Raw genomic sequence first — 16307 nt, forward strand, 5'->3', positions numbered from 1 at the left:
CCACTGCATCTAAAGTCGCGAAACTCAACACATTACGGCGAAATAGCATATAAATGCTGCTAGCTATTATAGCCATGGGGCTGTTTTTATCATTTGTCTATCATTTAGCTTTATTCCTTGAATTATATTTATTAATTTGGATTATTCTTTTACAGTATCGCATCAATCTTAATTTTAATTACCGATACATTCAATTGTTTGCTATATTTGCACACTATGCCTTTCGGTAAATCTCGCTGAACTTTTTAGCTTAGCTTAGGTTAATGATTACTGAAAACCGTAACAAGTTTTAAAAAAGTAAGTGTTGTACTTACGAAATGAATATTAACAACAACATGGTCAATCTGATTTTATTTGGCCCTCCCGGAAGTGGAAAAGGGACCCAGAGTGCCAACATCATCGAAAAATACGGTCTTATCCACCTGTCCACAGGCGACCTGCTCCGTCATGAGATTGGAGGAAAAACGCCTTTGGGCCTGGAAGCTCAGAAGTTCATGGATCAGGGTTTACTGGTTCCGGACGAAGTAGTGATCGGCATGATCGGTTCTAAACTGGAAGCTAACCCGGAAGCGCGTGGTTTTATTTTTGACGGTTTTCCCCGCACCACGGCACAGGCTGAGGCGCTGGACAAATTGCTGTCACTTAAGAAAACCGCTATTCACGTAGTATTGAGCCTGGAAGTACCGGAAGATGAACTCATCCGCCGCCTGCTGGATCGTGGTCTTACCTCCGGCCGCCCGGATGATGCCAATGAAACCATCGTGAAGAACCGCATCGTGGAGTATCATAACAAAACTGCTCCGGTGGCTGACCACTACGCCAAATTTGGCAAGTTCAAAAAGGTGAAAGGTGATGGCACTGTTGATGCTACTTTCGACCTGCTGAGCAAAGAAATAGACGAATTAGTGAGTGTGAGGGCATAACCTCGCTTTCAGACATATTTAGAACGCAAAGATCATGTAAGGCTAAACTTTACGATCTTTGCGTTTGTTTTTATAGCCTATCCCCGCATTAAATGGGATAATGGGAGATTTTTGATATGGAGAATTTTGTTGATTTTATACGGGTATTTTGTAAATCCGGCCACGGTGGCGCAGGAAGCAAACACTTCATGCGCACCAAGTTCAAAGCCATGGCTGGTCCCGATGGTGGCGACGGCGGCCGTGGCGGACACCTCATTTTAAGAGGTAACGCCCAGCTGTGGACACTGCTGCATTTACGCTGGTATAAAAATGTAAAAGCCGAAAATGGCGAAAACGGCAGTGGAGACAACTGTACCGGCGCCATGGGTAAAGATATTGTGATTGAAGTACCCCTGGGTACCATCGTACGGGACGAAGAAACCGGTGTTGTAGACGCAGAGATCCTCCGCGACGGAGAAGAAGTTGTCTTCATGCCCGGCGGACAAGGTGGCAGAGGAAATGCTTATTTCAAAACCGCCACCAACCAGGCCCCGGAACATGCACAACCCGGAGAACCTGGCCAGGAAGGCTGGAAACTGCTGGAACTGAAAGTACTGGCGGATGTAGGACTCGTTGGTTTCCCGAATGCCGGTAAATCCACCCTGCTCTCTTCCATCACTGCAGCAAGACCAAAAATTGCCAACTACGCTTTTACCACCCTCACCCCCCAACTGGGCATGGTGGAGTACCGCGACGACAAGTCATTCTGTATGGCCGATCTTCCAGGTATCATTGAAGGAGCTCACGAAGGCAAAGGACTGGGACACCGTTTCCTCCGTCACATTGAACGGAATGCTGTGCTGTTGTTCGTGATCCCCGCAGATAGCGAAGATCATCTGAAGGAATTCAAAGTGCTCAAGAACGAACTGGAACAATTCAACCCGGAACTGCTGGACAAGCAATTTCTTATAGCCATCAGCAAAAGTGATATGCTGGACGATGAACTGAAAACCGCTATATCCGCTGAATTGCCAAAGGATGTACCGCATGTGTTCATTTCTGCCGTTACGCAAACTGGCCTGCAGGAATTGAAAGATATACTGTGGGAAGCCCTGATCTCAGAATCTAACCGGATCCCTGCTTCCCAGGAAGAAGAGATAGAAGACGAAGAAGCAGAACAATAAACCCGCCTCCTGGCTCAGCTGGCTAGAGCGGTTGTTTCGTAAATAACAGGTCGTCGGTTCGATCCCGATGGGTGGCTCTCACAAGAAGCCGTTTTCTGGTTGCCAAAACCGGTAAACGGCTTCTCCTTTGTAGGAGATCCCTTCTCTTCACATAGGCTCAACATAGGCTACTTCTTTTACTAAGCATAGGTATGCCTGTCTGTAACATTCCTCCCTGGTTCCCCGTTTTACAGGCAATCCCTTTAATTCCCTGTATATGCGCCTCTCCCTACTACTGTTTGCATGTTTATGTTTAACCGGCAGTTCCTATGCCCAAAGTTTTATGCGGCTCAAAAACCTGCAGCTGGGTCCATCATTCGCTTTACAGGCAAAAGGGCAGGATACTACCGTTGCCCATCTCGCACCCTTAACAAAAGATCCGCAGGCTTTTCCAAACTGGAACATTGATACAATGCATACAGTTAAGCCGCTCATCCAAATGGGACTGGCCAGAGCAATCGTTACGAATGTCAGCTTACTCACTACCTGGGAGTTTTACAATCCACGTAAAAAAGGATATGATGACCGTAAAGAATTGAAAATAGGTATCGAGTATACCTATGTGGAAAATAACAGATTTTCTATGTCGGGTAAGCCCAAAAGCTGGCGGGACACAACATGGGACGACGTAAATTTTCGACGCACCAGTGCACACCTGGGCCTTTACACAGACTTTGTATTCAAAAAAGCACTTAACAAAAAGATGTATTTTTATTTCGGAGCCGGAGGATCCCTGGCTTATACTATCAGTGGAAGGATAACAGAAACGAAAGGTGACATGGTAAATTACAAGGTCGTATCCACTGAAAAGTATGAACACCCCACGCTTTCCCGCCGGGATATTTCGCTCTTTTTACCTGTTGGTTTTGAGCTGTGGGGATCAAAAAACATTTCCCGCGTGGGCATGAACGTTGGAATGCGGCCGGGATTAATGTTTATCAAAGAAACGAACCTGCCTGCCTTTATTTCTCCTACAATGGGAGTTACCATCCGCCTTATCTATAACCTCCATTAAACCATCTCTATGCGCTTATTTCTACTACTGTTCATCTTAATACCCAATCTGGCTAATGCACAAAAACTCCGGCTAAAAAATCTCCAATTCGGCCCCACGCTTGCCGTTCAGGTAGACCGTCCCGATACAACCCTGGCGGATATCCGCAAACTTGTAAAAGATCCGCTGCGTTTTCCAAAAAACAGCCTGGATACGCTTGAGAGAGAATTTGGCCGGGGGCTCTTCTATGGATCAACCAGCCATGTACAAGTTTCTCTGCTTACCACCTGGGAACTCAATAGTGATAAAAAAAGTAAATGGGGTCTGCAAAAAGAATGGCGGATAGGAATTGAATACAGCTATGTAGGAAATAACGAAGAGCGCTGGAGTGCCGTAGACGCTACTGATCCCTCTAAATATGCGGTCAATGAAGTTTTCTTCCGGCGCAATAATCATATGCTTGGCTTGTACACAGATTTCATCCTTAAAAAAAGTGTTGCCCGTAACCGCATTTCCTTCTATGGAGGTTTAGGTGGTTACCTCGCATATGCCATCTCCGGAAATGTACTGGAAACAAAAACCCACAGGGTCGATTCCGAGGAATCGGCTGTTGAAAAATACCGCCACGCTACATTGGGCCGCCGGGATATTGCGGTGCTTTTTCCGATTGGACTGGAAATGCGTCCCGGAAATCAACGCCGGCCATTAGGTGTAACGTTTGGTATCCGCCCTGGTTTTATGATCATAAAGGAAAAGAACTATGCCGCCTTCATGCCCGGAATGCTTGGGTTTAATGTGCGGCTGATGTATAATCTTTATTAAAAAAGGGATAGACTATCGCCTATCCCTTTTAACTGATTCTGGTAATTAGTGCTCGAAAACATTTCCTTTTTTATCCGTTGCAATCACCCATCGCAGCGCTGAAATGATCAGCCTGTTCTGCGTGGCATCTGTAAAAATATGCGGCCCATGGCCCATGTTCAGATAGATCATGCGATAATCAAGATTCGTCCACATAACAGGTGTATCACCACCGGGGATAATATCTTTCAGGCCAAAGGGATAGTTATCATAAGATAAAGTAGCCAGTACCTTGATGTTCTTTCTTTCCCTGGGACTGGGTTTCCATTGATACCATTCATTGATAGGTGCAATGAAAGTAGTGGGTAATCCTTTTGTAACAGGATGTGTGGTATCATCTATCACCAGCTTGGCCGGCATCGGTGGCCAGTTGTTGCGATTAAAAACGGCGCCACCCAGGAAGTCTACAAACCAGGGCCATTTTGTAGTGCGGTCATTATAAGCCGCTACGTGAAAGCCAAACCAGCCGCCACCATTCTTCATGTATTTTTCAAACGCTTCCCGTTGCGGAGGGCTATGCGGAAAGTCGTTGATCATCATCAGTAACTGATAGTCCTTAATTTTATCGTCATTCAGATCTGCCATGTTGCTCGTGGTATCAAATACAAAACCACGGCCAACCGTAAGGTCTTTGAAGAATTTGATAGCATCGTTGGCAAATTCCACATGCGCAGATTCTACATGTTTATTGTAAAAAGCCAATACTTTGAACCGTGGAAATTGTGCGCTTGCTGAAGTACTTATTACTAACAGCAGGATAAATACAGTCTTCATGTTATCATTTATTTAGTAGTACCTGCCGCCCATAAAATGGCATTGGCAAACATCTTTTTAAACTCTGCTGAGCCTAACAGGTTGGCATGATGCCCCATTAAAAAATATACATTCCGGGCCTTCATCTTTTCATTCATCCAGATAACAGGATGATCTCCCATTTTAATGTCTGAGGCCGGCTGGTAGCTGTTTTCATCTACATTGGCCAATACCTTCACATTGGGTCTTGGATTCTTATCAAACGTGTACCATTCATCATCCGGGATAGAAAAAGAATCCGGCAGGCCCTGCATTACGGGATGGCTTTTATCTTCCACATGCACTGTGGCCGTTGCCCGTTTGGCGATGTAGTTCTTGAAACGGATACCGCCCATGAATTGTGAAAACCAATCCCACATTTTATAGCCATCAAATTCTCCCAGCAAAGTAGCATGATGGAAACCAACCCATCCGCCTCTGCCTTCTTCGATATATTTAATGAAAGCGCCCTCCGCTTCTTTACTCCAGGTATAAGGAGGAAAATTCAGTTGGATGAATACTTTGAATTGTGATAAATAGGCTTCATTGATAGAATCCGCGCGGTTGATCACCGTGATCTCAAAGTTTTGTTCTTTCGCATAGGTATTCAGCCATTCCAATGCTGCTGCTACAAAACCTTCATGCCCGCCACCACGTTCAGTAAGTACAAGCGCTTTGAATTTCGGCGTTTGTGTAAAACTGCTGCCGGAAATAAAGAACAGCATCAGGAAAAAAGCGATCAGTTGTTTTTTCATATTATTCAGTTTATTCTGGGTATAAGCCGCTGCCGCGGCTTATAATTTTTTTCTCTTGAGAAATGATGGTGCCTCCATCCATATTTATTTCTCTGAAGAAATAGCGGTAACTGCCTGAAGGAACCAACCACTATGTGGTATCCATTGTTCACTCCATCGCCATTCATTACCATTATCTTCCATTTTGAAATCAATTCCCGAACCATCACCTTTGCCATTCTTCCCGGTAATACCATTTGAAATACCTCCTCTTCCCGAGCCATGGCCATACAATGCGGCCATATATGGCACATTGTTTTTCCCATATCCATACATCATGCAGATATTATACGGATTGCTACCAAGCACCCAGGAAACGAGGTCTGTTGCGTAACTGGCAATTTCCGGTTTCACACCCAGTGGCCCTTTTGCCGGATACACCAATCGTCCGCCCACCAGCATAGCAGCTGCCAAAGAACCTAAACGCGCATCTTCTCCCTGCCACCACCAGCCGCTTTCATTTTCATGCGGGATAAAAAAGCCGTGCTGTACTTTCCCTTTATATAAAAAGCTCTGCCGTGGATAACCGAAAGGATTTATTACCGCATGTGTCACCTTCAGATTATAATCGATCGCTTTTTTGATTGTTTCTAAAGCATGTGTGCGTTGTGTTTTATCTGTTTCTATTTGCAGGTAACGCGCCAATGCCATAATGGGTAAACCCGCATCCGCAGCATGCCAGAAAGGACGATCCGTATCATTAGCGATAAAATACCCTTCCGGTGAAAGCCTTTTCCGGAGATTATTTGCTCGTTGCCGCGCTTCGGTTTGGTAGATGTTTTTCCCTGTTGCTATCCATAATTCCGTAGCCCCCATCAGCGCACAATAATCATCGATCACGTTATCCTTTCCATCATCCGCATAACGCGTACTGAACTTTTGCAGATGGGCAAATGCACGTTCCGCAGCAGCAAGATATTGTGCAGAAGAAAATGCCCCATCTCTTTTCCACATAGCAATACGCGCCAGCGAAGCCACTGCCATTCCACCCCCTTCCCGGTAAGCACACTGATAATCAGAAGTCGTTTTGCTGTCTGCCAGCAAACCCACTACCCTTCTGGCTTTCGGATCTTTATTAAAATATGTGAAAACCGTCATGTAGAAATAATCATCCGGAGATAAAGACCGCATGATGTAATCGGCACCATACAAAGCCTCTGCCATCAATGTTTCTTTAGAACCTGTTTGTTCCAGCAATTCCGGGATTTGCTCCACGGTATTGATCATAGACCAATCCACCATTGGTATCTGCTGTGGCGACATAAAATTCGTGTACGCAAGATGAGAAAAATACTTGCTCACATCTCCAGATGCATCACACCATCCACCTCTCAGATCTACCGTTTTATCACTGCCGAAAAGAATGATGGCCTTATCCCCTTCCTGCTCTTCCGGCGAACTGGCACGCTGGTGATAAAAGAAATTCACAATAGCCGGTAACGCTACTGTAGCTAATGCTTTTTTCTCCAGCGTAAAGGGATATGATTCAAATGTTTTCCCTTTCACTTCTACCTGGATCTTATAATGCCCTGGCTGATCAAAAGCTGAGAAATCCGCACGGCTGAACCAGATGTCCTGCTGCCAATCTGTTACCTGTTGTGCTTCCCCCAGCTTGCCGGAAAACACAGGTTGCAGCGTTAAAGCATTCAGTAGTTGGAAATTCAATCCCTCAGGCAAAACTTCCTTACTTCTGATCATGGCACTCTTTGGTGCATGCAGATCATACGCCACCTGGTTAGCCAACACCGTTACTGGCTGACTTAACGACGCATCCAGGTTATGTTGCTCTTTGTCTTTTATAGGAGCAGCTGCCCAATGGATAGCATCTCGTAGTAGCACAGCAAAATTGCTATCTGCACAAACGCTGGCATCATGGCCCACACCAATGTATAGTGCTTTATCATATGCAGGATTCGTCCAGATGATGGGATGATCTCCCATTGGTTTGTTGGGTTTGTATGTTTTTTCATTCGCAGTGGCGAGCACATGCACATCCGGCCGGGGGCTTTTATCAAACTCATACCATTCATCGCGGATAGAAAAAGAAGCCGGCAGGTTTTTAGTAACAGGATGACTACGATCTTCCACTACCACAGCACCTTGTTGTATAGCAGGATGAGGAGAATAGATCACATTACCCATCAACTGTTCAAACCATTTCCAATAGGGCATGCCGGGGTTCAGGAATTGTTTGCCTGTTAAACCTGCAGCATGTAATCCTATCCACCCTTTTCCTTTCGAGATAAATTGTTGCACGGCAAATTGCTGTGCGGGCGTCATATCAAAAGGAGCCAGATGCAGTTGAATGAACACCTGGTATTTCGCCAGGTTGTCTTCCGTGAGTACTGTTGCATCCCTGGTAAAATCGATCTTGAAATTATTTTGCTCCGCCAGTTTTTTAAAGAAGGGCTGGGAAGCATTTATCATTTTATCGTGATCAGGATCATCTGATGCCACTACCAATACTTTCTGGGCGGTAGTCTTTAAAGAAATGAATACAAAACACAGGTAAAAGAAAAAGCGCATCGTTCCTTATTTAATGGTTGTTCTGTATAAAGCTGTACGCCCTGTAAAGTATAATGTTTTGCCTACAATAGCCAGTGACGATGGCCGCTCAGGAACACGCAGGGATTGCTGTTGTTTTCCGGCGGCATCAAAAGAATAGATATCTCCATCCGCTACCCACACATTGCCCTGTGCATCCGGCACAGAACTGAATTCTCCTTTCTCTGCAAAGTAGCGCAGGTCTGAAAGATACCCTTGTGTATCCACCTGGTATTTTACCGTACGTTTATCATATTCATCCACTGCAAATAAAGGTTTGCCGGGAAATGCTTCTACCAATGCGCAGGACCTGGCCAGGTCATAACATACCGGGATGATGGTTTTACCATCTGGTGCTACCCAGCATTCCTCATTCCTGTTGAGCGTTACACGATTGAAATCGTGATAATCCCGCCAGCGGTTGGAAGGATATAAAGCCTTATGGATATTATTTACTGATCCCATCGCTACTTTATCCAGTATTTTCAACGTTTCTTCCGGGCGTTCCGGATCAACTGAATATACCAGGGAACCAAATCCTGAATTTCCCCAACCACTGAAAGATGTACCACTGGCATCAGGAGGATTCTGATATTTTTCCGGCTGCCCATTGATCATAAAACCTGGTTGCGGATTATAGCGGAACACCACCAGCAAATTATCGTTTGCATCACAAGCCAGGGAAAGCGGCTCCCAGGGGAAATCCGCTACCAGCTGAAGAGATTCCATTGCCGGCGACCATTTGTAGACCCGTTTCATGCGTTGCTCCCCAAAGTAAATATTGCCCTTTGAATCCGCACAAAGTCCTATGGCAAACTCAAATCCTTTCGCCAGCAATTGTACATTGCCGGATAAGTTTTTGGGTGAACTACCGCTGATGTATAAACGCGCCAGCTCAGTAGGCCGAACTTCTATACCGGTATTCATATCATATAACGGGTTGTCCGTTGTGTATTTGATCTGGCTGTAGTTATGGATATTCAGCATTTCCAGGTTGCTGCAATTCCAGGTACGTACGGAATAAGGATGCGGCACTTTTACCCTGATCACTCGGAACATGTAGAGGTTCGCAAAGGTCATATCCTTGCAGCCATCTATTTCCAATGGCTGGCATTCGGAGCTTTCCTGGCTTTCTTCTTCCAGCTGCAAAGCATATACATTCCAGTTGGAAACATCTTTAAACCTTACTTCATTTCGCACATGATGTTCTACAGACATCGCGTAGATCCTTCCCCGTGTGGAAGTATTGTTCGCATAAAATCCCGACGTAGCATACGTACTGGCAGACCAGATATTTTTAAAGATGCCGCCGCCATTATTGGTGACCCATAAACTCCAGTATTGTGTATCCCAGAGCTGATCCATTCCTGGTCTGCGTTCTGTTTGCCGCTCCTGCCATTTCCAGGAAACCATTGGCCCCGGACGGATGGAACCATGACCGCCGATCAGTTTCACATCATCCACCATGGATTGTGCTCCTGCCATCCATTTACAACCCACAGCGCGGTAATTACTTTCTCCCGTATACAAGCCAATACCGGTTAAGATATTCGTGCCTCCTGCAGGTGCTTCCACCATCGCTTTGGGAGCACCAAAACTTCCAAACGCCGGGGCATTTTCTGTTAGTGCAAAATTTGTCGCGATCGGATGCAAACCTATCATGACAGTATTAGGTTTCAATTGCAGGGTTTGAGAAATGCGATAAGAGCCCTGCGGCACATAAATGACCCGGTGTTCATCGATCGCTTTCTGAATGGCTTTGGTGTCATCTGTGATACCGTCACCTGCTGCCCCCAGGGTTTTCAGGTTTACCCATTCCGTCATGGCCGGAAGTTGCGGGATATCACTTACAAATGCTGCCGGCATACTTTTTAATGGTTCCGCTTCGCATATGGATTTATATTCCGGTTCTTTATGCAGATCGTCCATTTGCAGACCATATACTAAACGCTTTACAGCATACATACTGGCCGGCGCTTTCATGGCCGTATCATATTTAGGAGAGCGAAGCAGTATAGGTACTTTATTACAAACGAGGTTGCGGATGTTCAGTTGCATATTGGCATTGTCCTCATTGCTCAGCACAATAGCGGGTCCGCTTATATTTTCAAAACGAGCATCTTCTATGAAGATCTTTTCCCAATAATTACTATCCACCTGTATGGCTGCCGGTACATTCTTTATCTCCATACGCACAATAGTAAATCCTGCCTGCTGGGTTTTGATGGCCGTTTTCCGTTGTCCTTCAAAATAAGTGTCCATCATCATGAACTGCCATCCCGGCGAAGCCTTTGTGGTATAGATCCCATATTCTCCGCCGAAGAATTTTACATCTTCCATCATGTTCCCAATATCAAACAGACCAGCCTTTCCTTTTCCTATTTCAATATTGCAATGTGCAATAAAGCTGTGCTGTGCGAAATGGGTTCTGAGGGCTACGGCAGCAGGGTTTCCGGCTTCAATCTTCAGGTCGATGTTAGATAAGGCACTGTAGAAAGTACTGGCACCGGCATCATTGATATTTCCACCCGGTTCTACCAAACTGCTGGTGAACCAGAACATGTAGGTGGCCTTGCCTTTATCCTTCTGGTTCTCTTCCTGGAATCCGGGAGCATTCTTTTTCAGTGCAATCACCGGACGGTTCTTTCCGTAACCGATCAAACGGATGGCTGTGGGTATATAGATGGTTTTCGAAATAAAATAGGTTCCCTCCGGGATGAAAATGATACCGAAGTTCTTATCCTTCTTTAATTGATTGATGGCTGTTTGCAGTTGGTCAGAGATATCCGTTCCGTTGGGGGTAAAATAAACGGCCTGTGGGTCTTCTGGCTTTTGCGTATAAAAGGAACGTCCCGGTTTGAACTGGGCACATAGATCTGCGTTAAAGATCATCAACAGGGATAGCACTAAAAATGCCTTACCGCTTTGTCTCATAATAGTGGAATTGAGATCGAAAACTACAAACGATAGCAGTAAATTCCTATGGCTCAGGGTACAAATTTGGGGCATGAGAGGTAATGTAGTGGTACTTTTGGGCAAAAATGGTATCAATATTGGTTCCTTACAGGTAAAAAGGTTGGAGCGTTTACATATTGGCACATCGGGATGGAGCTATAAAGAATGGAAGGGACTCTACTACCCGGAAAAGCTGAAACCCATTCAGTACCTGAATTTCTATAGCCAGGAGTTCAAATGCGTAGAGGTCAACACCAGCTTTTATCATTTGCCCAGAGCCCAAACTGTATTGAACTGGGCGTTGGCAGTTCCGGAGGATTTTAAATTTTGCCCCAAGCTGAGCCGTTATATCAGTCACTACCAGAAACTCCATGATGCTACAGACAGCCTGCGCTTATTCTTCACCATCTTCGATCCCATAAAAGATAAACTAGGCCCAATCCTGATCCAGCTGCCGGCCCAGGTACCTTTTAACCGGGAAGTGGCTGAAGCGTTTTTTGCGTTGCTCAAATCCGTTTACGGGGAGTATGTGTTTGCTTTGGAAGTGCGACATGAAACCTGGCTGGAACCACAAAGTGTAGAATTGCTGCAACAGTATGATATCTCACTGGTGATAGCACAATCAGCGATGCCTTTTCCTTATCATGAGATCATAACGGCACGGGATGTTTACCTGCGGTTCCATGGCCCCGGAAAATTATATGCTTCCCGGTATGACGATGCGGCGATGTTATCTTATGCTCAAATGTCGGCTGCCTGGCTCCGGGAAGGACGTTCCGTATGGGTGTTCTTTAATAATACTTTTCACGGGGATGCTATAGAGAATGCGCGGTTACTGGAAGCGTACATTTTATCTCAAATATAAAAACACAAAAGGTTCCGGGGCAGTGATTCCTTTTATAATAAGCGCGCTCTCTTTCCTTAGATCCTTAAAAACACAAAAGGCCCCGGCAGCGATTCCTTTCATAATAAGCGCGCGCTCTTTCCTTAAATCCTTAAAAACACAAAAGGTCCGCTAGACAACGGACCTTTTACTTTACTAACCCAAACAAACGTTTTAAACTTTAAAACGTTTAATAAAATCTTTATGCTGATGCCAGCGGCATATCGCGCAGTTTGCTTAAACCTAAGCCTAAAGCTTAAGCTAATGCAGCCTGCTCAGCCAACTTGGCTTTGATCTTCGTTTCTATTTCAATGGCCACTTCAGGATTATCCAGCAGCAATTGTTTCACAGCATCACGGCCCTGACCCAGTTTGTTGCTTTCATAGCTGAACCAGCTACCGCTTTTCTGAACAATACCATATTCCACACCCATATCGATCAACTCTCCAACTTTGGAAATCCCCTGGCCGTAGATAATATCAAATTCAGCCATACGGAAAGGAGGTGCTACTTTATTCTTCACCACTTTCACTTTTACACGGTTACCCACAGCTTCGTCGCCATCTTTGATCTGGCTCATCCGGCGGATATCCAACCTGATGGAAGCGTAGAATTTCAGGGCGTTACCACCAGTGGTTGTTTCAGGGTTACCGAACATCACACCGATCTTTTCACGTAACTGGTTGATGAAGATACAGCAGCAGTTAGTCTTGGAAATGGTAGCCGTCAGTTTCCGGAGTGCCTGGGACATCAAACGGGCTTGCAGACCCATTTTGCTTTCACCCATTTCTCCTTCCAGCTCTGCTTTGGGAACCAACGCAGCCACGGAGTCAATTACCACCACATCCACGGCGCCGGAAAGGATCAGGCGATCCGCAATTTCCAGGGCTTGTTCACCATGGTCAGGCTGGGAGATCAGGAGCGCATCCACGTCCACACCCAGTCTGCGTGCATAACTGCTGTCAAAAGCATGTTCCGCATCGATGATGGCACAGATACCACCTTTCTTTTGCGCTTCTGCAATAGTATGTATAGCTATAGTAGTTTTACCGGAAGATTCTGGCCCGTAGATCTCTACCACACGGCCTTTAGGCAAACCTCCAATACCCAGGGCAATATCCAGGCCCAGAGAACCGGTAGAGATGACCTCCATAGGAACTTCTGCTTTCTCCCCCATCATCATTACTGCTCCCTTCCCAAAATCCTTGTCGATCTTGTCCATTGTAAGGCGGAGCGCTTTCAGTTTGTCAGTATTGGTGTTTGACATAATTAGTAAGTATTTGTTACAAATTTAATGGTAGTGCAAGTTATAATTTAATTTTCGAATTGTCCTAAAAAAATTAGCATTTTTTGCTAATTGCTAAGTTTAATAGTATCCGGCGTTTCTTCTTTTAAATTGGGGTAACACGCAATGGACAGTACAAAAGTGCTGCCCGCTTGCGCAGAGAATGTGCGTAGTAAAAAAAGATTATTTTTTATCCAACAATTGAATAGGCTATCACCTGAGAAAGGATGCCCACAATGAATCCCACATATATTTCTGAAGTGGTATGCGCACGTAATACCAGCCTGGAAGTAGCCGCAATACCTGCCAGCACAAAAGCCAGCGCCAATGGCAGCGCCACATTCATTTGCATGCCCCACATCATACAAAGCATGAAACCCAGTACCCCGCCCCAACCCGTAGTATGCATGCTGATCTTGGCAAAGTTGTTCAATACAAAAGAGGCGATCACAGCAATGAAAATCCCCAGGAAAAAGGCGTTGAAGAACTCAGGGCTCCAGCCCTGACGGAGAAATGTATAGAAGGTCCAGAAGTAGAAAATGATGATAGACACATAAGGAATGATCCTGTCCCTTTGCGCCTCCAGCCGGATGCTGCCTACAAAACCAAGCAGTCTTGACAGTACCACTACCAGCAAAGGAAACAAGAGGGTGGAAACAGCCACTCTTATATATAAGGTGTCAAAAGGGAAAACGCGGCTGTCTGATTTAAAGGTGGCAAAATACTCCGGAAGCGCAGTAATGGCTACCAGGGTAATGAGCAGGGGTATGAATAAAGGATGCAGCAAATATGAAAATACTTGTGCTATGGCCCGCAATCCGGGCGAAAATGTAATGGGTGCTTTCTGCTCTTCCATGAAAACGAAAATGTAATTATAATTCCTTGCGCAATCGTGCTACGGGTATATTCAGCTGCTCCCGGTATTTGGCTACTGTACGGCGGGCAATATTATACCCTTTGTCCTGCAACATCTTAGTCAGGTTCTCATCGCTCAGCGGTTTACGTTTGTTCTCTCCCTCGATCATATCAGAAAGGATCTTCTTCACCTCTCTCGTAGATACTTCTTCGCCGCTATCTGTTGATAAAGACTCAGAGAAAAAGAATTTCAGTTTAAACGTACCGAACTCTGTTTGTACATATTTACTATTGGCTACCCGGCTAACGGTAGAGATATCCAGTTGAGTGATATCCGCTATATCCTTCAGGATCATAGGGCGCATGGTAGTTTCGTCGCCGGTAAGGAAGAAATCATATTGATAGTTCATGATGGCTTCCATTGTGCTCAGCAATGTATGCTGGCGTTGTTTGATAGCATCTATGAACCACTTGGCGGCATCTATCTTTTGCTTGATAAATAATACGGCCTCTTTCTGACGTTTATCTTTCTTATCACCACGGTCGTATTCCTTGAGCATATCCCGGTATCCTTCAGAGATACGGAGGTCTGGTGCATTTTTACTGTTCAGGGATAACTCCAGTTTGCCTACATTATTCAGGATGAAAAAGTCCGGGATCACATAACTCTCCGCTTTGTTCATCACACTATAGTTACCACCTGGTTTTGGATTGAGGCGGATGATCTGGCCGATCGCTTCCCGCAGATCATCATCTGTGAGGTTAAGCGAACGCTGGATCTTTTCGTAGTGTTTCTTGGTGAATTCGTCGAAGTAATTATCGAGGATCTGTGTAGCAGTAACCACACCGGGATCTTCCGGATTCTTGCGTTTCAGTTGCAATACCAGGCACTCTTTCAGGTCAACGCAGCAAACACCCGGAGGGTCAAATTGCTGGATCAGCTTAATGAGGTCCCTGATCTCTTCTTCTTCTGTTTGTACATTCTGTGAGAAAGAAAGGTCATCTACAATAGCACCCACTTCCCTGCGGAGATAACCATCATCATCAATACTGCCAATGATCTGTTGTGCAATGCGGGAACGGCGTTCATCCAGACTCAGCATGCCCAGCTGGTCCAGCAGGTGATCATGAAAAGTGGTTTCTACCCTCACCGGAATGGTGCGTGATTCATCGGGATCGGGGTAATTATCATCCCGCAACCTGTAGTCGGCAATATCATCATCGCCTTCGGACACATATTCTGAGATATCTATATTGTCGTATTCGTTCTCACTGCCATCGGGTTCAAACTCTTCTTCTCCTTCCTTGGCTTCAAAGTCTTCTGTCGTTTCCTTGAATTCTTCTTCCTGACCATCTTCGCCATATTCTAAAGCAGGATTTTCTTCCAGTTCTTCTTTGATACGTTCTTCGAGTACGGCCGTAGGCACCTGCAACAGTTTCATGAGTTGAATCTGTTGTGGTGATAACTTCTGTAATAACTTCTGTTGTTGCGATTGCTTTAACATGGCTCTATCCTATTTTACCACTTTTCCTCCCCATCCAAACTTAGTTGATCCGGTAACAAACGAAACGTCTTGCGGTGATAGGACGTGTCGCCATGTGTACGGATGGCATCCCGGTGATGTTTGGTTGGATAACCTTTGTTGTCCTTCCAGCCATAATGCGGGAACTGTTCATGCAGCTGTTGCATATATTCATCCCGGTAGGTTTTTGCCAGGATGGATGCCGCCGCTATCGAAGCATAAATTCCGTCTCCCTGAATTACGCAGGTATGCGGGATATTGCCATAGGGATTGAAACGGTTACCATCAATGAGTAACATCTGGGGCTGAATCAATAATCGTGCCAACGCTTCGTGCATCGCCTTGAAAGAGGCTTTCAGGATATTTATCCTGTCAATTTCCTCATTGTCGATACTCGCTACCGCATATGCTATCGCTTTCTCTTCGATCACTAATCTCAACTCATCCCGGTGGCTCTCTTTGAGTTGTTTGGAATCATTGAGTAATGGGTGACGAAAATCCCGTGGCAATATTACTGCCGCCGCAAATACGGGACCTGCGAGGCAACCCCTTCCGGCTTCATCACATCCGGCTTCTGTAAGCGTTTCCTGGTAATACGGCAATAACAAGTTAACTTATTTTATGGGCGATAAAATTACAAAATCAGGCGCGCTACTGCAAAATCATTCCAAAATTGATAAAAATCATACTATGCGC

General features: G+C 45.3%; 13 protein-coding genes and 1 tRNA gene. 6 read left to right on the top strand and 8 right to left on the bottom strand.

Features of this window, described 5'->3' with window-relative positions; all coding sequences use genetic code 11:
• The first annotated feature begins 335 nt into the window (after positions 1-335).
• From GFS24_RS14845 to GFS24_RS14865, 5 genes are all read left to right on the top strand, one after another.
• Positions 336-923 (top strand): adenylate kinase, encoded by a 588-nt coding sequence (locus GFS24_RS14845; RefSeq protein ID WP_153660484.1) that lies wholly within the window; start codon positions 336-338, stop codon positions 921-923.
• A gap of 116 nt (positions 924-1039) precedes the next feature.
• The gene (gene obgE / locus GFS24_RS14850) at positions 1040-2086 is read left to right on the top strand and encodes a GTPase ObgE (RefSeq protein WP_153660486.1); all 1047 of its coding nucleotides are present in this window, start codon (positions 1040-1042) and stop codon (positions 2084-2086) included.
• 4 nt (positions 2087-2090) lie between these two features.
• Positions 2091-2163: transfer RNA gene (locus GFS24_RS14855), tRNA-Thr, on the top strand.
• 179 nt (positions 2164-2342) lie between these two features.
• Positions 2343-3140 (top strand): hypothetical protein, encoded by a 798-nt coding sequence (locus GFS24_RS14860; protein WP_173003087.1) that lies wholly within the window; start codon positions 2343-2345, stop codon positions 3138-3140.
• A 9-nt stretch (positions 3141-3149) separates the two neighbouring features.
• A complete protein-coding gene (locus GFS24_RS14865) occupies positions 3150-3941 on the top strand; it encodes a hypothetical protein (RefSeq protein WP_153660490.1) in 792 nt (263 codons plus the stop codon).
• A gap of 45 nt (positions 3942-3986) precedes the next feature.
• Here GFS24_RS14865 and GFS24_RS14870 read toward each other — a convergent pair whose 3' ends face one another.
• The 4 genes from GFS24_RS14870 to GFS24_RS14885 all read right to left on the bottom strand — a co-directional run bounded on the left by GFS24_RS14870 (position 3987) and on the right by GFS24_RS14885 (position 11044).
• Complete coding sequence (locus GFS24_RS14870) at positions 3987-4754, bottom strand: ThuA domain-containing protein (protein ID WP_153660492.1); 768 nt, start codon at positions 4752-4754, stop codon at positions 3987-3989.
• A gap of 8 nt (positions 4755-4762) precedes the next feature.
• Positions 4763-5527 (bottom strand): ThuA domain-containing protein, encoded by a 765-nt coding sequence (locus GFS24_RS14875; RefSeq protein ID WP_153660494.1) that lies wholly within the window; start codon positions 5525-5527, stop codon positions 4763-4765.
• 84 nt (positions 5528-5611) lie between these two features.
• A complete protein-coding gene (locus GFS24_RS14880) occupies positions 5612-8092 on the bottom strand; it encodes a ThuA domain-containing protein (protein WP_153660496.1) in 2481 nt (826 codons plus the stop codon).
• A 6-nt stretch (positions 8093-8098) separates the two neighbouring features.
• Positions 8099-11044 carry a glycosyl hydrolase family 28-related protein gene (locus GFS24_RS14885; RefSeq protein ID WP_153660498.1) on the bottom strand — a complete coding sequence of 982 codons (2946 nt, stop codon included), beginning with the start codon at positions 11042-11044 and terminating at the stop codon, positions 8099-8101.
• Between the two features lie 73 nt (positions 11045-11117).
• On the opposite strand from GFS24_RS14885, the gene GFS24_RS14890 reads away from it, so the two are divergent.
• Complete coding sequence (locus tag GFS24_RS14890; RefSeq protein WP_153660500.1) at positions 11118-11930, top strand: DUF72 domain-containing protein; 813 nt, start codon at positions 11118-11120, stop codon at positions 11928-11930.
• A gap of 274 nt (positions 11931-12204) precedes the next feature.
• Here the strand turns inward: GFS24_RS14890 and recA are convergent, their stop codons facing one another.
• The 4 genes from recA to GFS24_RS14910 form a co-directional block, all read right to left on the bottom strand.
• Positions 12205-13215 (bottom strand): recombinase RecA, encoded by a 1011-nt coding sequence (recA, locus tag GFS24_RS14895; protein WP_153660502.1) that lies wholly within the window; start codon positions 13213-13215, stop codon positions 12205-12207.
• Between the two features lie 208 nt (positions 13216-13423).
• A complete protein-coding gene (locus GFS24_RS14900) occupies positions 13424-14089 on the bottom strand; it encodes a hypothetical protein (RefSeq protein WP_153660504.1) in 666 nt (221 codons plus the stop codon).
• A gap of 16 nt (positions 14090-14105) precedes the next feature.
• Complete coding sequence (rpoN, locus tag GFS24_RS14905; protein WP_371731044.1) at positions 14106-15530, bottom strand: RNA polymerase factor sigma-54; 1425 nt, start codon at positions 15528-15530, stop codon at positions 14106-14108.
• Positions 15531-15607: 77 nt separating this feature from the next.
• Complete coding sequence (locus GFS24_RS14910; protein ID WP_153660508.1) at positions 15608-16219, bottom strand: ribonuclease HII; 612 nt, start codon at positions 16217-16219, stop codon at positions 15608-15610.
• Between the last annotated feature and the right edge of the window lie 88 nt (positions 16220-16307).

The sequence above is a fragment of the Chitinophaga sp. SYP-B3965 genome, assembly GCF_009647655.1.
Classification (GTDB): domain Bacteria; phylum Bacteroidota; class Bacteroidia; order Chitinophagales; family Chitinophagaceae; genus Chitinophaga.

Bases quoted from the DNA above. Each gene is read 5' to 3' on its own strand.
- GFS24_RS14885 (WP_153660498.1), bottom strand. From the start codon at position 11,044: ATGAGACAAAGCGGTAAGGCATTTTTAGTGCTATCCCTGTTGATGATC.
- GFS24_RS14880 (WP_153660496.1), bottom strand. From the start codon at position 8,092: ATGCGCTTTTTCTTTTACCTGTGTTTTGTATTCATTTCTTTAAAGACT.
- GFS24_RS14870 (WP_153660492.1), bottom strand. From the start codon at position 4,754: ATGAAGACTGTATTTATCCTGCTGTTAGTAATAAGTACTTCAGCAAGC.
- GFS24_RS14890 (WP_153660500.1), top strand. From the start codon at position 11,118: ATGAGAGGTAATGTAGTGGTACTTTTGGGCAAAAATGGTATCAATATT.
- GFS24_RS14875 (WP_153660494.1), bottom strand. From the start codon at position 5,527: ATGAAAAAACAACTGATCGCTTTTTTCCTGATGCTGTTCTTTATTTCC.
- rpoN (WP_371731044.1), bottom strand. From the start codon at position 15,530: ATGAAACTGTTGCAGGTGCCTACGGCCGTACTCGAAGAACGTATCAAA.
- GFS24_RS14860 (WP_173003087.1), top strand. From the start codon at position 2,343: ATGCGCCTCTCCCTACTACTGTTTGCATGTTTATGTTTAACCGGCAGT.
- recA (WP_153660502.1), bottom strand. From the start codon at position 13,215: ATGTCAAACACCAATACTGACAAACTGAAAGCGCTCCGCCTTACAATG.
- GFS24_RS14845 (WP_153660484.1), top strand. From the start codon at position 336: ATGGTCAATCTGATTTTATTTGGCCCTCCCGGAAGTGGAAAAGGGACC.
- GFS24_RS14865 (WP_153660490.1), top strand. From the start codon at position 3,150: ATGCGCTTATTTCTACTACTGTTCATCTTAATACCCAATCTGGCTAAT.
- obgE (WP_153660486.1), top strand. From the start codon at position 1,040: ATGGAGAATTTTGTTGATTTTATACGGGTATTTTGTAAATCCGGCCAC.
- GFS24_RS14900 (WP_153660504.1), bottom strand. From the start codon at position 14,089: ATGGAAGAGCAGAAAGCACCCATTACATTTTCGCCCGGATTGCGGGCC.